The following is a 17,699-nucleotide window of genomic DNA, read 5'->3' on the forward strand; positions in this document are numbered from 1 at the left end:
ACGGAAGCTATACATTTACACCAGATGCAAACTGGAATGGAGCTGTTCCAACGGCTACTTACACAACAAACACAGGTGCGAGCGATACACTCGATATCACAGTAACGCCTGTAGATGATGCCCCAACTATTGTATTAGATACTTATTCAGTGATTGAAGGTTCGACTTTAAATGCTACTTCTGTTTTAGCAAATGATAGTGATGCAGAGGGTGATGCTATTAGTGTTGTTTCTGTTGCTAGTGATGCTAATGGTTTAAATGAGCAAGTTGTTGATGGTTCATCTACCTTTACAACGGCTCTTGGTGGGACTGTTGTTATGAATAGTGATGGAACATTTACATATACTGCACCGGTACTTAATCATACAACTGATGGACAAGTAGAACAAGATTATCTTTATTATAAAGCAAGCGATGGAGCCAGTGATTCTGTATGGCAAAAAATTGAGTTGAACGTTGGAGATACTGCACCGACAGCCCTTGATGATAGTGATAGTGTAGGCTTTGGTGGTACAGCTGATGGAAATGTCATAAATGGTGATGGTGGTAATGATGTTCAAGCTGATACATTAGGAGAAGACGCTACTTCTATTATTTCTGTGACATATAATGGAACTACATACAACACTTTTGATGGTAATGGAAATATTGTCATTGATACTGACAATGGTACATTGACACTAAATCAAGATGGTACTTATAGTTATGACTCTGCTTATGCTATTGGTAGTGTGAGTGGAACAAATCAAGCAGATTGGGACAGTGCAAAGATAGATTATTATGGTATTAACAGTGGTGATCCTTTTGATGCAAACGGAAACCTGGATTTATCACTCCTTACTGCAAGTAATGCAGCAAATGTCAATTTTGATGATAATAGTGGCTTGGGTGTCAATGGAGGAAGTAGTGACACTAAAGTGGATGGTAATGAATATCTTGTCTTTGATGTCAATGGTAAAACATCTACTGCAACATTGGAACTTAGTAATTTCGGTAATAATGAAAATGTTGACTGGTATGCGTATAATGAACTTGGTGAATTAGTTGGTTCGGGAACAAAACGCGGTAATGGGAATGATACTTTAGATGTCGTTAGTAATCAAACACCGGCAAATGGTAGTGACTTTATTCGCTATATTGTGATTGACCCGGCAAGTAACAGTGAAATCAGAGTAGATAGTTTAAGTTACAATGTAGATTCTACATTGAGTATCAGTGATACATTTACATATGAGTTACAAGATGCCGATGGTGACAGTTCAAGTGCAGATTTTACTGTTAATCATGATGCAACTATTGTAGGTGTTGATGATAGTGCAACTGTTTATGAGAGTGCTTTGGCAAATGGAACTGATGCATCTTCAGATGCAGAAGTTACTACAGGCAATCTCTTTACAAATGATTTGGGTATAGGAAGCAGTGCAACTGTTGACAGTATAAATGGCACGAGTGCAAGTAATGGAGTGATTACAGTTAATACAAGTAATGGTACTTTAGTTGTCGATGCTGCTACTGGAGATTATACGTATACATTGACAAGTTCTAATCTCAATGGTGATAATGTAGTTGAGAGTTTTACATATAATATTACAGATGCGACCGGACAAAGTGCATCAGCACAACTCAATGTAAATATTGTTGATGATGCACCAATAGGCAGTGATGTTGTTCAAAATATTCAAGATACTTCTGCGAGTGCACAGACAACAAATCTTATCATCGTTCTTGACCGTTCAGGAAGTATGGCATGGGATTTAGAAGGTGATGCGGCTGGTGATGCTAACTTTAATGCGGATCAAGTGCGTATGGATATAGCAAAAGAGGCATTAAAATCTATGTTCGATTCGTATGATGACTTAGGAAATGTAAACATTAAATTTGTTGATTTTTCCGATAATGTCAATGAGTCAGCATGGTATGTAGATGATAAACAAAATGCGAATCTTTATCTTGATAATATAACTCCAAACGGAGGAACATATTATGATGATGCATTGAATGCAACAATGAATGGATATAACCCACCTGCTGCAGATAAGACATTGGTCTATTTTATCTCTGATGGTGAGCCAAACAGTGGACATGAAGTTGATGCAGCTCTGCAGACAGACTGGGAAAATTTCTTAACAAATAATAATGTAGATATCTCTTTTGGTATCGGTATTACAGAGAGTGTGAATCTAGACTCTTTAACACCGATTGCATATCCTGATACAAATGCGAATGGAGATACAGAGCCCTACGCTGTTCAAGTCCTTGATGCATTGGATCTAAAACAGACACTGCTTGATACGGTAAGTGAAGGCATAGTACAAGGGGATGCATCTATCGTCAGCGGGAGTGCTGATACAGGAATTATCCTTGGTGCAGACGGTGGACATATTGACACTGTAGTTGTAGATGGAGTAAGCTATGTATATGATGCAAATAATGCTCAACAAAGTATTACAACAAATAGAGGTGGAGTACTTGATATTGACTTTAATACAGGAGAGTATATTTATACAATTAATCCAAACGATACAGTAAGTAATGAGCAAGAGATCTTTACAATTACTGCAATTGACGGTGATGGTGATACAAAATCCATAGATTTAACAATCAACCTTGATTATGTTGCAAATATTGATGCTAACGTTGATAATATCATTACAAATGCTACAGATGGCAGCAGTGTGAGTGTTGCTTATGATGCATTGATACATAATGATACACTTTCATCAGACATGAAAGTAACAAATGTAGTTGCAGATAATGGAACAGATATCAATAGTGACAACACTGGCATAACTTTTACAGATATTGCAAATGGTGAAGCTGTTACATATACAATTTCAAATACTGATGCAAGTGTAACAGATAGTGCAAAAGCGAATGTTACTTTGCAAAACAGTGACAGTATCCGTGGTACGGCATATGATGATATTATTATCGCAAATCGTCAAAACAGTAACAATGCAGCTACACATATTGTTCTTGCAACTGTTTTATCCGGTAGCACGTATAATCAAGATAATCAGATTGGTTTTGAATTTCAAAGATCTTTCAATGGTTCAGCAATAAACTCAATAACATTTACATTGCCACAGGGTTACTTTGATACAAGTGGAAGTGGATCGACTGCTCCTTCTATAGGGGCTAGTACAGTTGGAATTGATAGCAGTGATGTGACATTTGATGCTCCTGATGGAAGTCAGACACTGACAGTTAATTTCGCACAGAACAGTTTTAGTGAAGGTGATGCTTTTTGGTTTGGTGTCGATACAGATTATATCAGTGGGAGTGCCGGTGATACAGGTGAAGATTTTGGACTGCAAGGTGTAAATGTCACTATCAACTATAGTGATGGAACTTCACAGACTGGTACATATCAGGCAAATGCAGACGGAACGTCGAGTTTACTTTTAGATGATGGGAACTCACTAATTGGTGATGCTGGAGATGATACGCTTATTGGCAATGAGAACAGTGAACTTCTTGATGGTGGTGCCGGTGATGATATGATATCTGCCGGAGGTGGTGATGATATGATAGTCTATGATATTCATGACAGCCTACTTGATGGAGGCAGTGGCAATGATACACTTATCTTAAATGCAAATGATTCCATAGATTTCGGTAATATTGATACACTGAACAATACGATAATGAATATCGAAAAAATTGATTTAAGTCAGGGAGATCATATCTTAGATAATCTCTCCTTAGATGATGTACTGGATATGACAGATACCAACAATACACTCGAAATTACAGGTGATGCTGCAGATCAGGTTAATGTTGATACAACAGGCTGGACACAAGAGAGTGCTGTTGATGATGGTACGAGTACAACATATACATATTCAAATGATGCAACATCTGACAGTATTACATTGATTGTTGATGACAATATCCAAAATACAGGTTTATAAGTGGGTAAACCTGTTTTTTTGCTACAATTTCATAAAGAAGCACAAAAGGATGGGTGAACGTGAGTGCAAATATTGTCATTGTAGAAGATGAAGAGGATTTACTAGAACTCTTAGAGTACAACCTTGCTAAAGAGGGTTTTGATATCATTGGATTTTTAAATACGAAAACAGTAGCACAGATTCTTGATGAAGAAGATATCGACCTGCTCATCATGGACAGAAATCTTCCTGGGGTGGAGGGAAGTGAGTTTGTCAAAGAGCTGCGTGAGGATGGGCTGGATGTCCCTGTCATATTTTTAAGTGCAAAAGACAGAGATGAAGATATCGAAGAGGGGTTTGAACGTGGTGGAGATGACTACATCACAAAGCCTTTTAATATGAAAGAGCTCATTTTACGTGTACGCTCCATCTTAAAAAGAACATCCAAAAAACACCATGAAGGAAAGCTTACATTCCGTGATCTGGTATTGGATAAAAGTACACGTGAGGTCTTGGTTGATGGGCAAAATGTTGAAGTAACCAAGTTGGAGTTTGATCTTTTGGTAGAGTTTATTATGAATAAAAACTCGGTACTTGAGCGTGATTATCTTTTAGAAAATGTCTGGGGAGACAGTGAAAACTATCAGTACAAAACTGTTAATGTCGCTATCAACAGACTCAAAGAAAAGATAGATCCAGATAAAAGTAAAGATTACATCCAAACAGTTCGAGGCGTTGGTTACAAGTTGTGTTAAAAATTTTTAAAGATATCTATTTCCATTTTATTCTAAAAGTCGCCTCGTTATTTTTACTTCTTTTTTTCTTTATTTATATCATCTTGCACACTGCATCAATAAATGAAAATATGCAGTGGTTCTTTATAGCCTTTGGTTTTTTACTTACATTTGGAATTGTCGCTTTTATGGCTTACAGACTTTATAGTAAACTCAAAGAAGATATAGAGTCCTTAAGTGAATATCTTAAAAAAATAGATGCAAAAGAGTATGATGCAGAGATAAAAATCATACACTATATAGACTTTTTAGAACTCTCTCTTCTCCTTAAAAATCTTGTGAAAAGAATCTATCAAAGAGAGAAAAAGTCTGCAAAAAAATAGCATAATGCAATATTTTTATCTTTCTCTTTTTTCTTGCGTTATATTTTCATCTACAGGAGCAGTAGATGAAAGATTTTCGTGCAATTATTGAAAGTTTAAGAGAATATCTGGCAAAAGACGGAAGAAAAAAGGTCTATGATAAAGATATAGCAGCACTCCTTGGAATCTCCCAAGCACACTTTGCAACAATTAAAAAACGCAATGCAACACCGTATGTAGAAATTTTAAAGTTTTGTCATAGAGAGGGACTCTCTTGTTGTGAGCTCTTTTTTGATTAAATTTTTGACTGGATTGTCACTTTTTTTGCTTCAAACAGTTCTATGGCCTTTTCTATCATAGGTTCTTTTGTAATGTTTGTTCCATCCACTTCATCCTGCACAGAAGGCTCATCACAGTTACTTACACAGCTAGCTGCACCGCCTGCTTCTATATCTTCAATAGTTGAGGCACTTTGTGCACCTTGAGGCTCGTTAGACATGCTCTCTTGTACTTGTTTTTGTACTTCTTTTTTTTGCTCTACTATCTTTTTTGAACAAGGCACACCTTTGATAACAGTTTCAAAACCAAAAGTCTCACGTACAAGCTGTTTAATGACACCATAACCATGTCTCAGTGCTTTTTTACACTCTTCATCAGCACAGCTCTCCCAAGTAAGTGTGTTGTCACTAAAAGAGATGAAATGAATTTGTGCTTTAAAACACTCTCCAAGCGCTGCATTTCTATCCGTGATTTTTGCGATGAGTTCTTGGAATATTTCTAAATCAGGGTCTGTTTTTTTCTCTTCTTCTACGATTTGAGGTGTTGGTTCAGCTGGGACTTCTTCTTGAAGACTCTCTTGCTGTGTAGCCACTACACCATTCATCTCAGGTGTACTCTCTTGTAGTTTTATCTTTACAGGTGGTGCTGTCTGGGTTGTTTCTTGCGTGAGGATATCAGGACGAGGAACATCTTTTTGAAATGACTCTATCATCTGGTCAATCTCACGGATACGAAGTGCTTCAATCATCTTGAAAAATATCATGCTCAGCACAAAAGAACCATCTGCATTAATGCTAAAGAGATATTTTGATTCACTTAAAATTCTAAAGAATCTGTCAAGAACAAGTGTTGAAAAGAGGGCATCCTGATGGTACATCTTCTCTTTTAAAAAGGCGATAAGCTCATCGACTACCATCTCGGATTCATAATCTTCAAGCACTTTTGTGTACTCTACAAGTTTTGCATAATCTTTTGCAAAAACAGCATCAAAAAGCTCAGAGATGAATTTTGGATCAACAAGTCCGAGCATATCCGTAACCGTTCGCACATCGACATGGTTTTTTGAGTAGATGATGGCCTGGTCAAGCAGAGTAAGTGTATCACGTAGACTGCCACTCCCACTTCGTGCTAAAATCTCTAAAGCATCATGTTCAAAGCTGATACCTTCAAGATTTAAAATATGTGCCAAATGGTCCACTATCTTGTTGGTAGCTATGCTTTTAAAACGAAAGTGCTGTGTACGGCTGAGAATTGTTGCCGGGAGTTTGAGTGGGTCTGTCGTTGCTAAGATAAACTTGACATATTCAGGTGGCTCTTCAAGGGTTTTCAGCAAAGCATTAAAGGCCTCTTTTGTAAGCATATGGACTTCATCGATGATAAAGATTTTATAGCGTGCGGCAGCCGGTTTGTATTTTGTCTGTTCAATGAGGTCCCGAATATCATCAATCTTACGTGAGGATGCTCCATCCATCTCGATGATGTCCATATGGCGTCCCTCTTTTGCCATTACACAGTTTGAACATTTATCGCAAGGCTGATGGCTCATCCCCTCTTCACAAATGAGAGCCTTGGCAAAGATTCGTGCAGTAGAGGTTTTACCACTCCCGCGCAGTCCTGAGAAGAGATAAGCATGTGAGAGTCTGTTTGCATCAAGAGCAAGAGAAAGAGTCTGAGCGATGGTCTCTTGACCGATAAGCTCATCAAAATTGGATGGTCGATATTTTCTCGCTAGTACTTCATGTGCTTCTCTCAACTTCTTGCTCCTTAAATAATAATAAGTGATTTTACCACGAGGTTGTTTAAGTTATGCTATTATGAATTAGAGTTCTTCAAAAGAAGTCTAATATTAATACAATGGAAATATATGTCATTCGACAAACTCGGTTTATCAAAACCACTACTACAAGCTATAAAAGAGCAGGGCTATGTCAGCCCGACACCAATTCAGCAAAAAGCAATACCCGTCATTTTAGAGGGTAAAGATATTTTAGCCGGAGCACAGACAGGCACAGGAAAAACTGCAGGATTTACACTGCCATTACTAGAACTGCTCTCACGCAAGCAGATGCCAAAAGGTAAACACTACCCAAAAGCACTTATCTTAACACCGACAAGAGAACTTGCTGCTCAGGTTGGTGAGAGTGTAGCACTTTACGGGAAACACCTCCCTTTTAAATCAACGGTCATCTTTGGTGGCGTGAAAATCAACCCACAAATCACACAGCTCAAAAAAGGAGTTGATATTGTCATCGCAACACCTGGGCGGCTGCTTGATCATCTCTCACAAAAGACGATAGATTTGCGAAAGATTGAGTTTTTAATCTTGGATGAGGCTGATAGAATGCTTGATATGGGATTTATCAATGACATAAAAAAAGTACTTAATGTTGTGCCAAAACAAAAGCAGACGCTCCTTTTTTCTGCAACATATTCAAATGAGATAAAAAAACTCTCAAACTCACTTTTAAAGTCACCTGCAGTTGTTGAAGTTGCACGTCAAAACAGATCGAGTGAACAGGTTTCTCAATCTGTTTATCATGTTGATAAAGGACGTAAACGAGAGCTTTTAACCCATCTCATAAATGAAGGAAAATGGCAACAGGTCTTGGTCTTTACCCGAACAAAACATGGTGCAAATAAGCTTACAGGCCAACTTGAAAAAGATGGCATTCCTGCTGCTAGCATTCATGGAAACAAATCACAAAATGCTAGAACAAAAGCATTGGCTGACTTTAAAAAGGGTGATGTCCGTGTGCTTGTGGCAACGGATATTGCAGCACGCGGTATTGACATCGACCAACTGCCTCATGTTATCAATTATGAGTTGCCAAATGTGAGTGAAGATTATGTGCATCGAATTGGTAGAACTGGACGTGCAGGCAATGAGGGTGAAGCACTCTCACTTGTTTGTATTGATGAAGATGACTATCTTAAAAACATAGAAAAGCTGATAAAAAAAGATATCCCAAAAGTGTGGCTTAAAGGTTTTAAACCAGATCCAAACATCAAAGCTGAGCCAATTAATAAAGGTGGTGGCAGAGGACGTGGGAGAAGTGGTGGCCCACGCAACAAAACACGAAGTTCAGGCAGTAGTTCTTCTAGAAGAGGGTAAACCAGCCCTCATTTTACCTCCCTCATTACCAACTTAAGTTATAATATCTCTATTAAATTAAAAATGGCAATTATGAAAAATTTTGAGCAGTTACGAGAAGAAAATAATCAATTTATATATAAAAGTTATAAGGTTGTAGAGAGTGATGAAGAAATAGCACTTCATTTTCTTTATGAGTTGCGTGAGGGTGAGAAAGTAACACCATTTTATCATCGCATTGCACTTAAAAAAGATGTAAAAATGAGCACAGATTTTGATATGGAGACTATTGTCTTTCATATCGGTCTTGCTGAGGCTATCAGCTACTATAAAATTGCCGTTCCAAAAGAGTTTTATATTGAGTGTGGGTATCTCACGCAGCAGCAAAAAGAGTGGTTTGCTAAGCTCTACTTTAATGGTCTTGGTGAGTTTATCTACTTAAATAAGATAAATGTCACACAGGATGACTTGGTAGAGTTTATTACTGCAGATGAGCCGAAGTTTACAAAGATAGAGAGAGAAACTGAGGAACGTGCCATCATCCCAATAGGCGGAGGAAAAGACTCACTTGTAAGTTATGAGCTCTTGCGTGATGTTTTTCCTGATTCACTTCTTTTTTCTATGAACCCTATCAAAGCCTCCAAGGCAATTTTAGATAAACATCCAGATAATAGTATTGTGCTAAAACGTGAACTTGATTTAGAGAAGATTTTAGAGTTTAACAAGCGAGGCTATCTGAACGGGCATATACCATTTTCATCTATTGTTGGTTTTATCTCCATCTGGCTTGGACTGCTTTATAAAAGTCGCTATATAGTACTTTCAAATGAGTCAAGTGCCAATGAAGAGAACATCATCTATAACGGTCAAAAGATTAATCATCAATACTCAAAATCGATTGAGTTTGAAAATGATTTTCGCTGGTATATCAAAAACTTTGTAACGGATAATGTGGAGTATTTTAGCTTTTTAAGACCATTGGATGAGATTCACATTGCCAAACTATTTAGCATCTTGGCTACTGAGCACTTTTTTACATTTCGCAGCTGTAATGTTGGCAGTAAAGCGAATATGTGGTGTGGTAAATGTCCAAAGTGTCTCTTTACCTACATAATGCTTTGTAACTATATCGATGATGTGACTTTGCGTGAGATATTTGGTAAAGATATGTTGGATGATGAGGAACTGCGTGAGCTCTTTGAAGGACTTTCTCAGAGCGAAGCTGTCAAGCCTTTTGAGTGTGTGGGAACCTATGATGAGGTAAATTATGCCCTGACACAGAAGTATAAAAGCTATGATAAAGAGCAGTTGCCAAAACTGTTGCAGAACTATCAATCAAAAGAGATAGCCTATAATCTGAGAGTTGATTTTGAGGGTGAAAATAATTTGCCACAGAAGTTTAAAGAGGTGCTGCGTGAGCAAGTTGCAAAACTTCATTTCTGAGCTAGCAGCTTATAAGAAGATAGCTATTTTTGGCTATGGAGTAGAGGGAAAATCCTTTCATTCTTTTGCTCAAAAGTACTTACCACGTACAGAGATAATCATTGTTGATAAAGCTTACAATGATGAAGAAAATTATCTCAATAGACTGTGTGATGCAGAGCTGATTATAAAATCTCCTGGAATTTCACTGCATAATTTAGGCATCGATTATGATACTTACAATTTTACATCCATCACAGAGCTTTTTTTGAAACATTTTGGCTCACAAATCATTGGAGTTACCGGTACAAAAGGTAAAAGTACATTAGTAACACTCATTGATGCAATGTTGAAAAATGCTAGCAAAAAGAGTTTGTTATGTGGAAATATCGGATTGCCTCCACTAGAAATTATCGAAGATATTGATGAAAAAACAAAAGTTGTCATGGAGCTCTCATCACATCAACTCCACCATATTAATTACTCTCCGCATATTGCAATTTTAACAAATCTTTTTGCAGAGCATTTGGACTATTATAAAAGTGAAGCAGACTATTATCAAGCAAAGTTCAATATCTTTTTACATCAAAAACTAGAAGATAGCTTCATTACAAATATTGAAAACCGAGAAAAGTTTTTTAACAAAGAGCTTGTAAAGGCTGAACACTTTTATAATGTTTTTGATAAAAAACTTGCTTATCCGTGCACTTTTAATATAAAACAGGGCTATATCCACCATGCAAGTTTGCAGATTTTAGAACAGCTACGTGAGGTATTGGATATTGACGCTTCCGCATATAAAAAGAGTCTGCGTGAGTTTCAAACACTACCACACCGTCTTGAATATGTAGGCAGTGTCAATGGTGTCAGTTATATCAATGACTCCATTGCGACAATTCCCGAAGCGACAATGGAGGCGGTCAAGATTTTAAAAGATGTCGATACGCTCATCTTAGGTGGTTATGACAGGGGTGTGAGTTATGATACGCTTGCAGAGTTTTTACGTGCGAGTGGTGTAAAAAATATTATCTGCTTTTCAGATACAGGTAAGCAAATCTATGAGAAAATAAAGGACGTTAAAGGAGAAAAAAATATTTTTTACCTATATGATTTACACGAGAGTGTCGAAAAAGCAAAATATGTAGCAAAAAATATTGTACTTTTTTCTCCTGCAGCTTCAAGTTTTAATATGTACAAAAACTTTATAGAGCGGGGCGAAGCCTTTAAAAATCTCGTAAAAAACCTAAAAGGATAAAAAATGCCGTTTATTGAGATAGATGAAGAAGATTTTGATGCGATAATCGAGCGTGAGTTTGCAAAAGGACATACGGTTATACTGAAATTTGGTTCAACCTTTTGTGATGCCTGTCAATTGATGGAATTTGAACTTGAAGAGGTACATGACAGAGTTACTAAAGTCTCTATCTTAGATATAGATAGTGGTGTTTGTGGGTCTTTGGTACATCGTTTCGATATTGAACAGGTTCCGACAACACTCATCTTTAAAGATCCGTCGACACAGCTGTTGTATAAGTCAGGAATAATGTTAGCGGATGATATTGTAGATATTATCTTGCGTGAGCGATAAGAAGAGGTTACTCTTACTTATCTGTATTCATACTCTCTAAAAACTCTTCGTTTGTAGCTTTTTTACCCATAGTGTTGTAGATAAATTTCAGTGCTTCGATTTCATTATCTTGTTTATGAAGCATTTGACGTAAGATAAATACTTTCTGCAGTGTATCTTTTCCAATAAGCAGGTCATCTTTACGCGTACCAGATTTAAGGATGTCAATGGCAGGGAAGATTCTTCTGTCTGCGATTTTTCTATCAAGAACCACTTCCATATTACCCGTACCTTTGAACTCTTCAAAGATAACTTCATCCATTCTACTTCCTGTGTCAACAAGAGCAGTTGCGATGATAGTAAGGCTTCCACCATTTTCAATGTTACGTGCTGCACCAAAGAAACGCTTTGGTTTATGTAGAGCGTTTGCATCCACACCACCTGAAAGAACTTTACCGCTTGATGGAGTAACAGTATTGTAAGCACGTGCAAGACGTGTGATAGAGTCAAGTAGAATTACTACATCACGGCCAATCTCAACACGACGCTTTGCTTTCTCAATCACCATTTCTGCAACTTTTACATGGTTTTTAGCAGGCATATCAAAAGTTGAGCTGTAAACTTCCCCTTTTACACTACGTTCCATATCTGTTACCTCTTCAGGACGCTCATCAACAAGCAGAACCATTAAGTCCACTTCAGCATGATTCGCCGTAATTCCGTGAGCTATCTCTTTTAAAAGTTCTGTTTTTCCAGATCTTGGAGGTGCAACGATAAGTCCACGCTGCCCTTTACCGATAGGTGCAAACAGATCAAGCATACGACCCGTAAGCCCTTTTTCACGGTACTCTAATTTGAGTTGTTCTTCTGGGTAAAGTGGTGTCAAGTTGTCAAAAAGCGGACGTTTTTTGCTCTCTTCTGGTGGTAAGCTGTTTACCGCTTCAATCTTGATAAGTGCATAGTAACGTTCTTGGTCTTTTGGAGGACGAACCTGACCCGTTACAACATCACCGTTACGAAGAGCAAAGCGTTTAATCTGTGTGTTTGAAACGTAAGCATCATTGATAGACTCATTAAAAGATTTGTCAATTGAACGGATAAAACCATATCCGTCTTGCATAATCTCTAAAATTCCAGAGAAGAGGATATAACCACCCTGAGCAGTTTGTGCTTTTAAAATTTCAAAGATAACATCTTGGCGTTTGAGTTCATTTGGTTGTTCAATACCAAGCTCTGTTGCCATCTCTACAAGTTCTTGGATACTTTTTGTACGAAGTTCTTCAACACTTGAACCTTTTACAGGTGTATGTGTTCGTTTAGAGTTATTGTTTTTATTGTTAGGTTTTGAATTTTTACGTGCTTGTGATGAACTGTTTTCACTCATAAGTATGACTGCCTTAATTTTTTGGGATTTTGAATGTGGGAAAGGTTAAAAAGATTCTAATATCTTTTTTGATATCATAATTTTACAATAAGAGTCGCTCTATTGTCAAGTTTTACTCTTTGAGCGTTGAAATTGAGTCGACAATAGTAGAGATTTCTACTTTTGCTTCAGAGAGTGTTTTTTGTGTTCTCTCTGCTAATTTTCGTACTTCATCTGCGACAACGGCAAAACCTCGACCATGTTCACCTGCCCGTGCAGCTTCGATTGCAGCATTGAGTGCAAGCAGGTTTGTCTGGTCTGCTATATCTGCTATGGTATCTAAGACCTGATAGATATTTTTGCTTTGTTCTTGAAGTCCTTGGAGTTTTTCATCAAAGATAAAATTCTCTTCAGAAATATTCTCTTTATCTTTTCGCAATGTTTCTAGTTCCTGATAGACTTCTTCTTTCTCTTTTTGAATACTTTGGATTTTTTCTTCTAACTCTTTGATATGCTGTTCTTGTTCGACTTTTAGTGTCTCGAGCGTTTCTGTAAGCTGCTTATTTTTTTCTTCCAAAGCACTCTTTTCATACTTGATATCATTTTTTTCTTTTTCAAGCTGCTCTTTTTTTGTTTTTATGCTTTCTTCAACGGAGATGAGTTGTTCTTGGAGTTGTCTGTTTTGTTCTTGGATCTCATGAGAAAATGGTGTTGTTTCGGCAGATGTAGACGCTTTTTTTCTAAATAGTAGATATCCTGTAAAAAGACCAAGTAGCAGTGTGATAAATGAAAAAAGAGCACTGTAAAGATAAGATGTTTTTGTGACTATTTTATCTTTATAGACGATTTTGGGTGTTGCAGTGGTCTTCTTTGCCTGTTCTTTGATAAGCTTTTGTGCTTCTTCATTCATTTGAAGATAGAGCGTTCTTATCTCTTGAAGCGCTCTCTTGTCTAGATTTTTTTTGCTAGAGAGTTGGTCCAGTACACTGAGTGTTTTTGATTCAATTGATTTGAGCTTATTGGTTTGGGATTCATCGACTGAGAGTGAAGATGTAATCTTATCATGCGTTGTCAGTATAAGATAGTAAAGCGAGAGCTTCTCTTCGGGTGTCAGTTCTTTTGAGACAGCATCGACTCTTTGGTTGAGCTCTTTGTATGTTGTCTCTATGTCTGCAGCAAATAAGAAGCTTTTTAGTAAAATAAATGCAAATAGTAGTTTCATACCTAGTACTTAAGCATATTTTATACCAGAATTAACCTCTTTTTGTATAAAATATCGTCATGAATAAAAAGTATACAATTTTAGTAACAAATGATGATGGATATGAGGCAAAGGGACTCTTAAGTCTTGTAAGTGCTCTGCGTGAGCTTGATGATGTGGAAGTGACAGTTGTTGCTCCTGCAAATGAAAAATCTGCGTGTGGACACTCTCTTACTTTAACAAGGCCGCTTCGCTTTATCGGGGTTGAGGAGAACTTTTTTAAACTTGAAGATGGAACACCAACGGATTGTGTCTATCTATCACTGAGTGCAATATTTCAAGATAAAAAGCCAGACTTAATAGTAAGTGGTATAAACCGTGGTTCTAATATGGGTGAAGATATTACCTATTCAGGTACCGCTGCTGGAGCGATGGAAGGAGTGCTTCATAACATTCCATCCATCGCCATAAGTCAGGTTATGGACTTTACAAATCCAAAGGGTGACTTTACATTGGCACAAAAAACAATTAAAAAAGTTGTCACGCAGGTACGAGAAAATGGCTTTCCTTTAGGTGATAGAGAGTTTTTAAATATTAACATTCCTTTTGAGAAAAAAGAGGCTGAGATGAAGATAACCTATGCAGGGTACAGAGTTTACTCCAGTGAGGCAGAGATTCATAGAAATCCACGTGGAGAAGAACACTACTGGCTTGGTCTACATCCGTTGAACTTTAGAGCACGTGAGGGAGCAAAGGGTATGAGTGATTATGAAGCGATTCGTGACGGTTTTATCTCTATCACACCGGTTATGTTGGATCTAAGTGCCTATAAAAGTATGAAAAAATTGCAAGAGTGGCTTTAAATGAGCGGAAAATATGATCGTATAAAACTTGTTCTGCAAGATGATTTTGCAAAGCTGCAAGATGCCAATATTTTACTTTTAGGCGTTGGTGGTGTTGGAAGCTTCTGTTTAGACTGTCTCTATAGAAGTGGCGTGAAAAACATCACGATAGTTGATTTTGATACTTATGACAAGTCAAATCAAAATAGACAGATGTGGTCGGAATTGCATGAGAACGAGGTAAAGGTCGAGGCTCTTAAAAAACACTATCCAGAACTTAAAATTATTAACAAACGTATTGATGAAGCGTGGGTTATGGCGTTTGATTTTGAACCATATGATTTAGTTCTTGATGCTATTGATGATAGAAATGCCAAACTTGCTCTTGCACAAAAGTGTTATAAAAAACTTATCTCTTCTTTTGGAAGTGCGAAACGCTTAGACCCTACAAAAGTACAAGTTGGCGATATCTGGAAGAGCTATGGTGATAAATTTGGTTCAAAGATTCGATATGAGCTTAAAAAAAGAGGTTTTAAAAAGAAATACAAAGTGATATTTTCATCAGAAGAGGCACAGGTGAAAGCCAAAGGCAGTTTTATGGGTGTGACTGCGACCTTTGGTCTGACGATATGTGCAGAGGCAATAAAAGAGATAAGGAAGCAAAAAATTGTTTGATTTTTTAGAGAGTGACTGGTTTAACATAGGTTTAGAGATATTTTTTGTGATTTTAATCTCTTATGATGTAAAAAAGTATTTTGAGACAAAAAAGCGTGAGTATATTGTCAATATTGTGCTTACCATTGCTTTTGCCATCTGGGCACTCTATCCTTATTATAACTCTTATATCGGTTGGGAAGAGAGTCAGAAAAAAGAGATGCTCTCTCACTGTAGTGGAGATGAAAACTCTACAAAACTCTGCCGTTGTCTTGATGATGCGACTTTTAAAAATTATACCTATGATGAGTATAAGGCAATAGATAAAAACGGTAGTGACTACAGAGAGTTTATCAAAGAGGCACGTGAGGATTGTTTAGATGACTCATGGTTTTGATCTCAACTCGCCGCTTGTTTGTGAAGGCATCATAGGTGATGGTTGTGGCGGTGGACGCATCTTTTTTGTCGAAGATGAAAAGTTGCAGGTCTATGATCCGCTTACGCAGGAGCGGATGGTATTGTTGTGTGAAGTAAAGTTAGTGGAGGAGATTGAAAAAGAAGGGTGTATTATCAAACTCTATTGTCAAAATGAGACAATAGAGTTTAATCTCTCTCTTTTACAGAGAGTTTAAAACTTGTTCTTTTGAATATTTTGTAGTGCTTGAGATGACATATCTTTGACACTGTTGGCTATTTCATTTACATCATGCGCTGTTTGGGCATTTTGCTTGGTTGCATTATCTACCTCTTCGGTTGTTTCATTAATCTGCAAGGCATTTGTTGTCTGCTCTTGTATGCTTGATTCAATGTCCATAATTGACTGACTTAATATATTGATGTTTGCATTGATCTCTGTGAGTGATTTTTGTGTTCGCTCTGCAAGTTTTCGCACTTCATCGGCAACAACTGCAAACCCACGACCATGCTCACCGGCACGAGCAGCTTCAATGGCAGCATTGAGTGCAAGCAAGTTGGTCTGGTCTGCAATATCTGTGATGATCTGTACAACAGATTTAATGTCATTTGACTGCGATACCACCTCATGCGCTTTCTCTGAAGTCTCCTCTATAGATTGTGTAATATGTGCAACAGATTGGGCTGTCTCTTCAAGCATTTTTGATTGCTCTTGAGCTGAAGAGCTAAGTAGATTCATCTTCTCTTGAAGATGCTCTGACTGCTCTTGGAGTTGGGTGGAACTTTCAAAAGTATCACGCAACATGGTGCGAATAGCCTCTCCAAGAGTATTAATGCCATCAACCACCGCTTTTGTCTCTCCACCTATTTTAGCATCGAGTTCAATGGAATCAAGATAGTTGTAGTTTGTATATTTTTCAAGGCCATTTAAAATATCTTTCATTATCTGCTCTTGAGTATCGAGCATTTTATTGATAGTGTTTGCCAATGTTTGAATCTGCGAGTTTGTTGCTTCTGAAGAGACACGGCAGTTGAAGTATCCTTGTTCAACTTTGTTGAGTGTTAAAATTGCTTCACCCACACAGAGCATATCGTTCTCTATGCCATCATTTATCTGTTCAATATTTTTATTGACCATTTTGGCAACGACTGCCATCTCATCGGTACCATCAAGCTCAATTTTCTCTATAAGATTATGATGGCGGTTTAAGAACTCTAAGAACTGTCTTACTCCATAGCTGATTTTCTCAACAGAGTTTGAGATGTTTTTAGAGATAAGGTAAGAGAGAACTCCTGTTAAGAAGATAATAATAATCATCACAGCCACATAGGTATAGAGTGCTGTTTTCTCAGATGAGTATTTCTCTGATGCTGTAGCAACAAGTTGCGCACTCAAGTGGTCATCCACTTTTTTCAGCAGATTGATCTTTTGTGTGATGGTATCAAACCAGTAGGTAGCACTCACGCCAAATCCACCGATAGTGTTTGCATCAAGTGCAATACGACGCATACGCTCCACTTCATTTACAATTTTACCACGCAGATGATTTTTGTAGTAATTTTTCGTTTTTGTATCAGCTACTGCACGAAATGCTTGTGTAAAGCTTGCCTGTTCTGTTATAAGTTTAACAAACTTCTCTTTCATGCCCGGCAAAAATTTGTTTCTTGCAAAGGTGTTTGAAAGCACTGCACGCTCAATTCCAGCGCGCTCTTTTGCCATCAAAAAGTCATAGTAAGCTACCATTTTTCTTGTTGTTTTTGACTTAATTAAAAAAACGGGTGCTTAAAACACCTCTTAAAGTATGGTATATTGGGAGTAAACAAAGGTTTATTTACAAATGATTGTAAAAAAGCTCTAAAATATGTATAAATTGTCA

At 37.4% G+C, this 17,699-nt stretch carries 16 protein-coding genes; 12 read left to right on the forward strand and 4 right to left on the reverse strand.

The genetic code is table 11. From position 1 onward, the window contains the following. From MNY27_RS10305 to MNY27_RS10320, 4 genes are all read left to right on the forward strand, one after another. Nucleotides 1–3,914 (forward strand): Ig-like domain-containing protein (locus MNY27_RS10305; RefSeq protein WP_346392288.1); only part of this gene is annotated, 3,914 nt, incomplete at its 5' end. Nucleotides 3,915–3,973: 59 nt separating this feature from the next. Continuing rightward, nucleotides 3,974–4,648, forward strand: a complete 675-nt coding sequence (locus tag MNY27_RS10310) for a response regulator transcription factor (protein ID WP_152184605.1) — start codon at nt 3,974–3,976, stop codon at nt 4,646–4,648. A gap of 110 nt (nt 4,649–4,758) precedes the next feature. Continuing rightward, entirely contained in the window at nt 4,759–5,010 is a 252-nt protein-coding gene (locus MNY27_RS10315) for a hypothetical protein (protein ID WP_152184606.1), read from the forward strand. A 65-nt stretch (nt 5,011–5,075) separates the two neighbouring features. Beyond that, entirely contained in the window at nt 5,076–5,288 is a 213-nt protein-coding gene (locus tag MNY27_RS10320) for a hypothetical protein (protein WP_152184607.1), read from the forward strand. On the opposite strand, the gene MNY27_RS10325 is transcribed toward MNY27_RS10320, so the two are convergent. Next, nucleotides 5,285–7,021, reverse strand: a complete 1,737-nt coding sequence (locus tag MNY27_RS10325; protein WP_152184608.1) for a DNA polymerase III subunit gamma/tau — start codon at nt 7,019–7,021, stop codon at nt 5,285–5,287. The genes MNY27_RS10320 and MNY27_RS10325 overlap by 4 nt on opposite strands. Before the next feature lie 111 nt (nt 7,022–7,132). Between MNY27_RS10325 and MNY27_RS10330 the strand changes: the two genes are divergently transcribed. The 4 genes from MNY27_RS10330 (at nt 7,133) to MNY27_RS10345 (ending at nt 11,369) form a co-directional block, all read left to right on the forward strand. Continuing rightward, nucleotides 7,133–8,380, forward strand: a complete 1,248-nt coding sequence (locus MNY27_RS10330) for a DEAD/DEAH box helicase (protein WP_346392289.1) — start codon at nt 7,133–7,135, stop codon at nt 8,378–8,380. A 72-nt stretch (nt 8,381–8,452) separates the two neighbouring features. Continuing rightward, on the forward strand, nt 8,453–9,802 hold the full coding sequence (locus MNY27_RS10335; RefSeq protein ID WP_152184610.1) for a hypothetical protein: 1,350 nt from the start codon (nt 8,453–8,455) through the stop codon (nt 9,800–9,802). Further along, nucleotides 9,774–11,036 carry a UDP-N-acetylmuramoyl-L-alanine--D-glutamate ligase gene (murD, locus tag MNY27_RS10340; protein WP_188109496.1) on the forward strand — a complete coding sequence of 421 codons (1,263 nt, stop codon included), beginning with the start codon at nt 9,774–9,776 and terminating at the stop codon, nt 11,034–11,036. Before MNY27_RS10335 ends, murD begins: the two co-directional genes overlap by 29 nt. Nucleotides 11,037–11,039: 3 nt before the next feature. Further along, on the forward strand, nt 11,040–11,369 hold the full coding sequence (locus MNY27_RS10345) for a thioredoxin family protein (protein WP_152184612.1): 330 nt from the start codon (nt 11,040–11,042) through the stop codon (nt 11,367–11,369). Nucleotides 11,370–11,382: 13 nt separating this feature from the next. On the opposite strand, the gene rho is transcribed toward MNY27_RS10345, so the two are convergent. Beyond that, nucleotides 11,383–12,732: a transcription termination factor Rho gene (rho, locus tag MNY27_RS10350; protein WP_346392290.1), complete on the reverse strand. Its 1,350-nt coding sequence runs from the start codon at nt 12,730–12,732 to the stop codon at nt 11,383–11,385. A 112-nt stretch (nt 12,733–12,844) separates the two neighbouring features. Beyond that, on the reverse strand, nt 12,845–13,933 hold the full coding sequence (locus MNY27_RS10355) for a methyl-accepting chemotaxis protein (protein WP_343029875.1): 1,089 nt from the start codon (nt 13,931–13,933) through the stop codon (nt 12,845–12,847). A gap of 59 nt (nt 13,934–13,992) precedes the next feature. Here MNY27_RS10355 and surE point away from each other — a divergent pair, with 59 nt between their 5' ends. The 4 genes from surE to MNY27_RS10375 are packed head-to-tail and all read left to right on the forward strand — an operon-like array spanning nt 13,993 to nt 16,040. Then, a complete protein-coding gene (gene surE / locus MNY27_RS10360; protein ID WP_152184614.1) occupies nt 13,993–14,775 on the forward strand; it encodes a 5'/3'-nucleotidase SurE in 783 nt (260 codons plus the stop codon). After that, complete coding sequence (locus MNY27_RS10365) at nt 14,776–15,429, forward strand: ThiF family adenylyltransferase (protein ID WP_346392291.1); 654 nt, start codon at nt 14,776–14,778, stop codon at nt 15,427–15,429. After that, nucleotides 15,422–15,805 (forward strand): hypothetical protein, encoded by a 384-nt coding sequence (locus MNY27_RS10370; RefSeq protein ID WP_152184616.1) that lies wholly within the window; start codon nt 15,422–15,424, stop codon nt 15,803–15,805. Before MNY27_RS10365 ends, MNY27_RS10370 begins: the two co-directional genes overlap by 8 nt. Next, nucleotides 15,789–16,040: a thiamine biosynthesis protein ThiF gene (locus MNY27_RS10375; protein ID WP_152184617.1), complete on the forward strand. Its 252-nt coding sequence runs from the start codon at nt 15,789–15,791 to the stop codon at nt 16,038–16,040. Before MNY27_RS10370 ends, MNY27_RS10375 begins: the two co-directional genes overlap by 17 nt. On the opposite strand, the gene MNY27_RS10380 is transcribed toward MNY27_RS10375, so the two are convergent. Continuing rightward, nucleotides 16,037–17,590 (reverse strand): methyl-accepting chemotaxis protein, encoded by a 1,554-nt coding sequence (locus MNY27_RS10380; RefSeq protein ID WP_346392292.1) that lies wholly within the window; start codon nt 17,588–17,590, stop codon nt 16,037–16,039. The two genes, MNY27_RS10375 and MNY27_RS10380, sit on opposite strands and share 4 nt — an antisense overlap. Between the last annotated feature and the right edge of the window lie 109 nt (nt 17,591–17,699).

Origin of the sequence: Sulfurimonas sp. NWX79 (assembly GCF_039667035.1) — a bacterium.
Lineage (GTDB): Bacteria > Campylobacterota > Campylobacteria > Campylobacterales > Sulfurimonadaceae > Sulfurimonas > Sulfurimonas indica.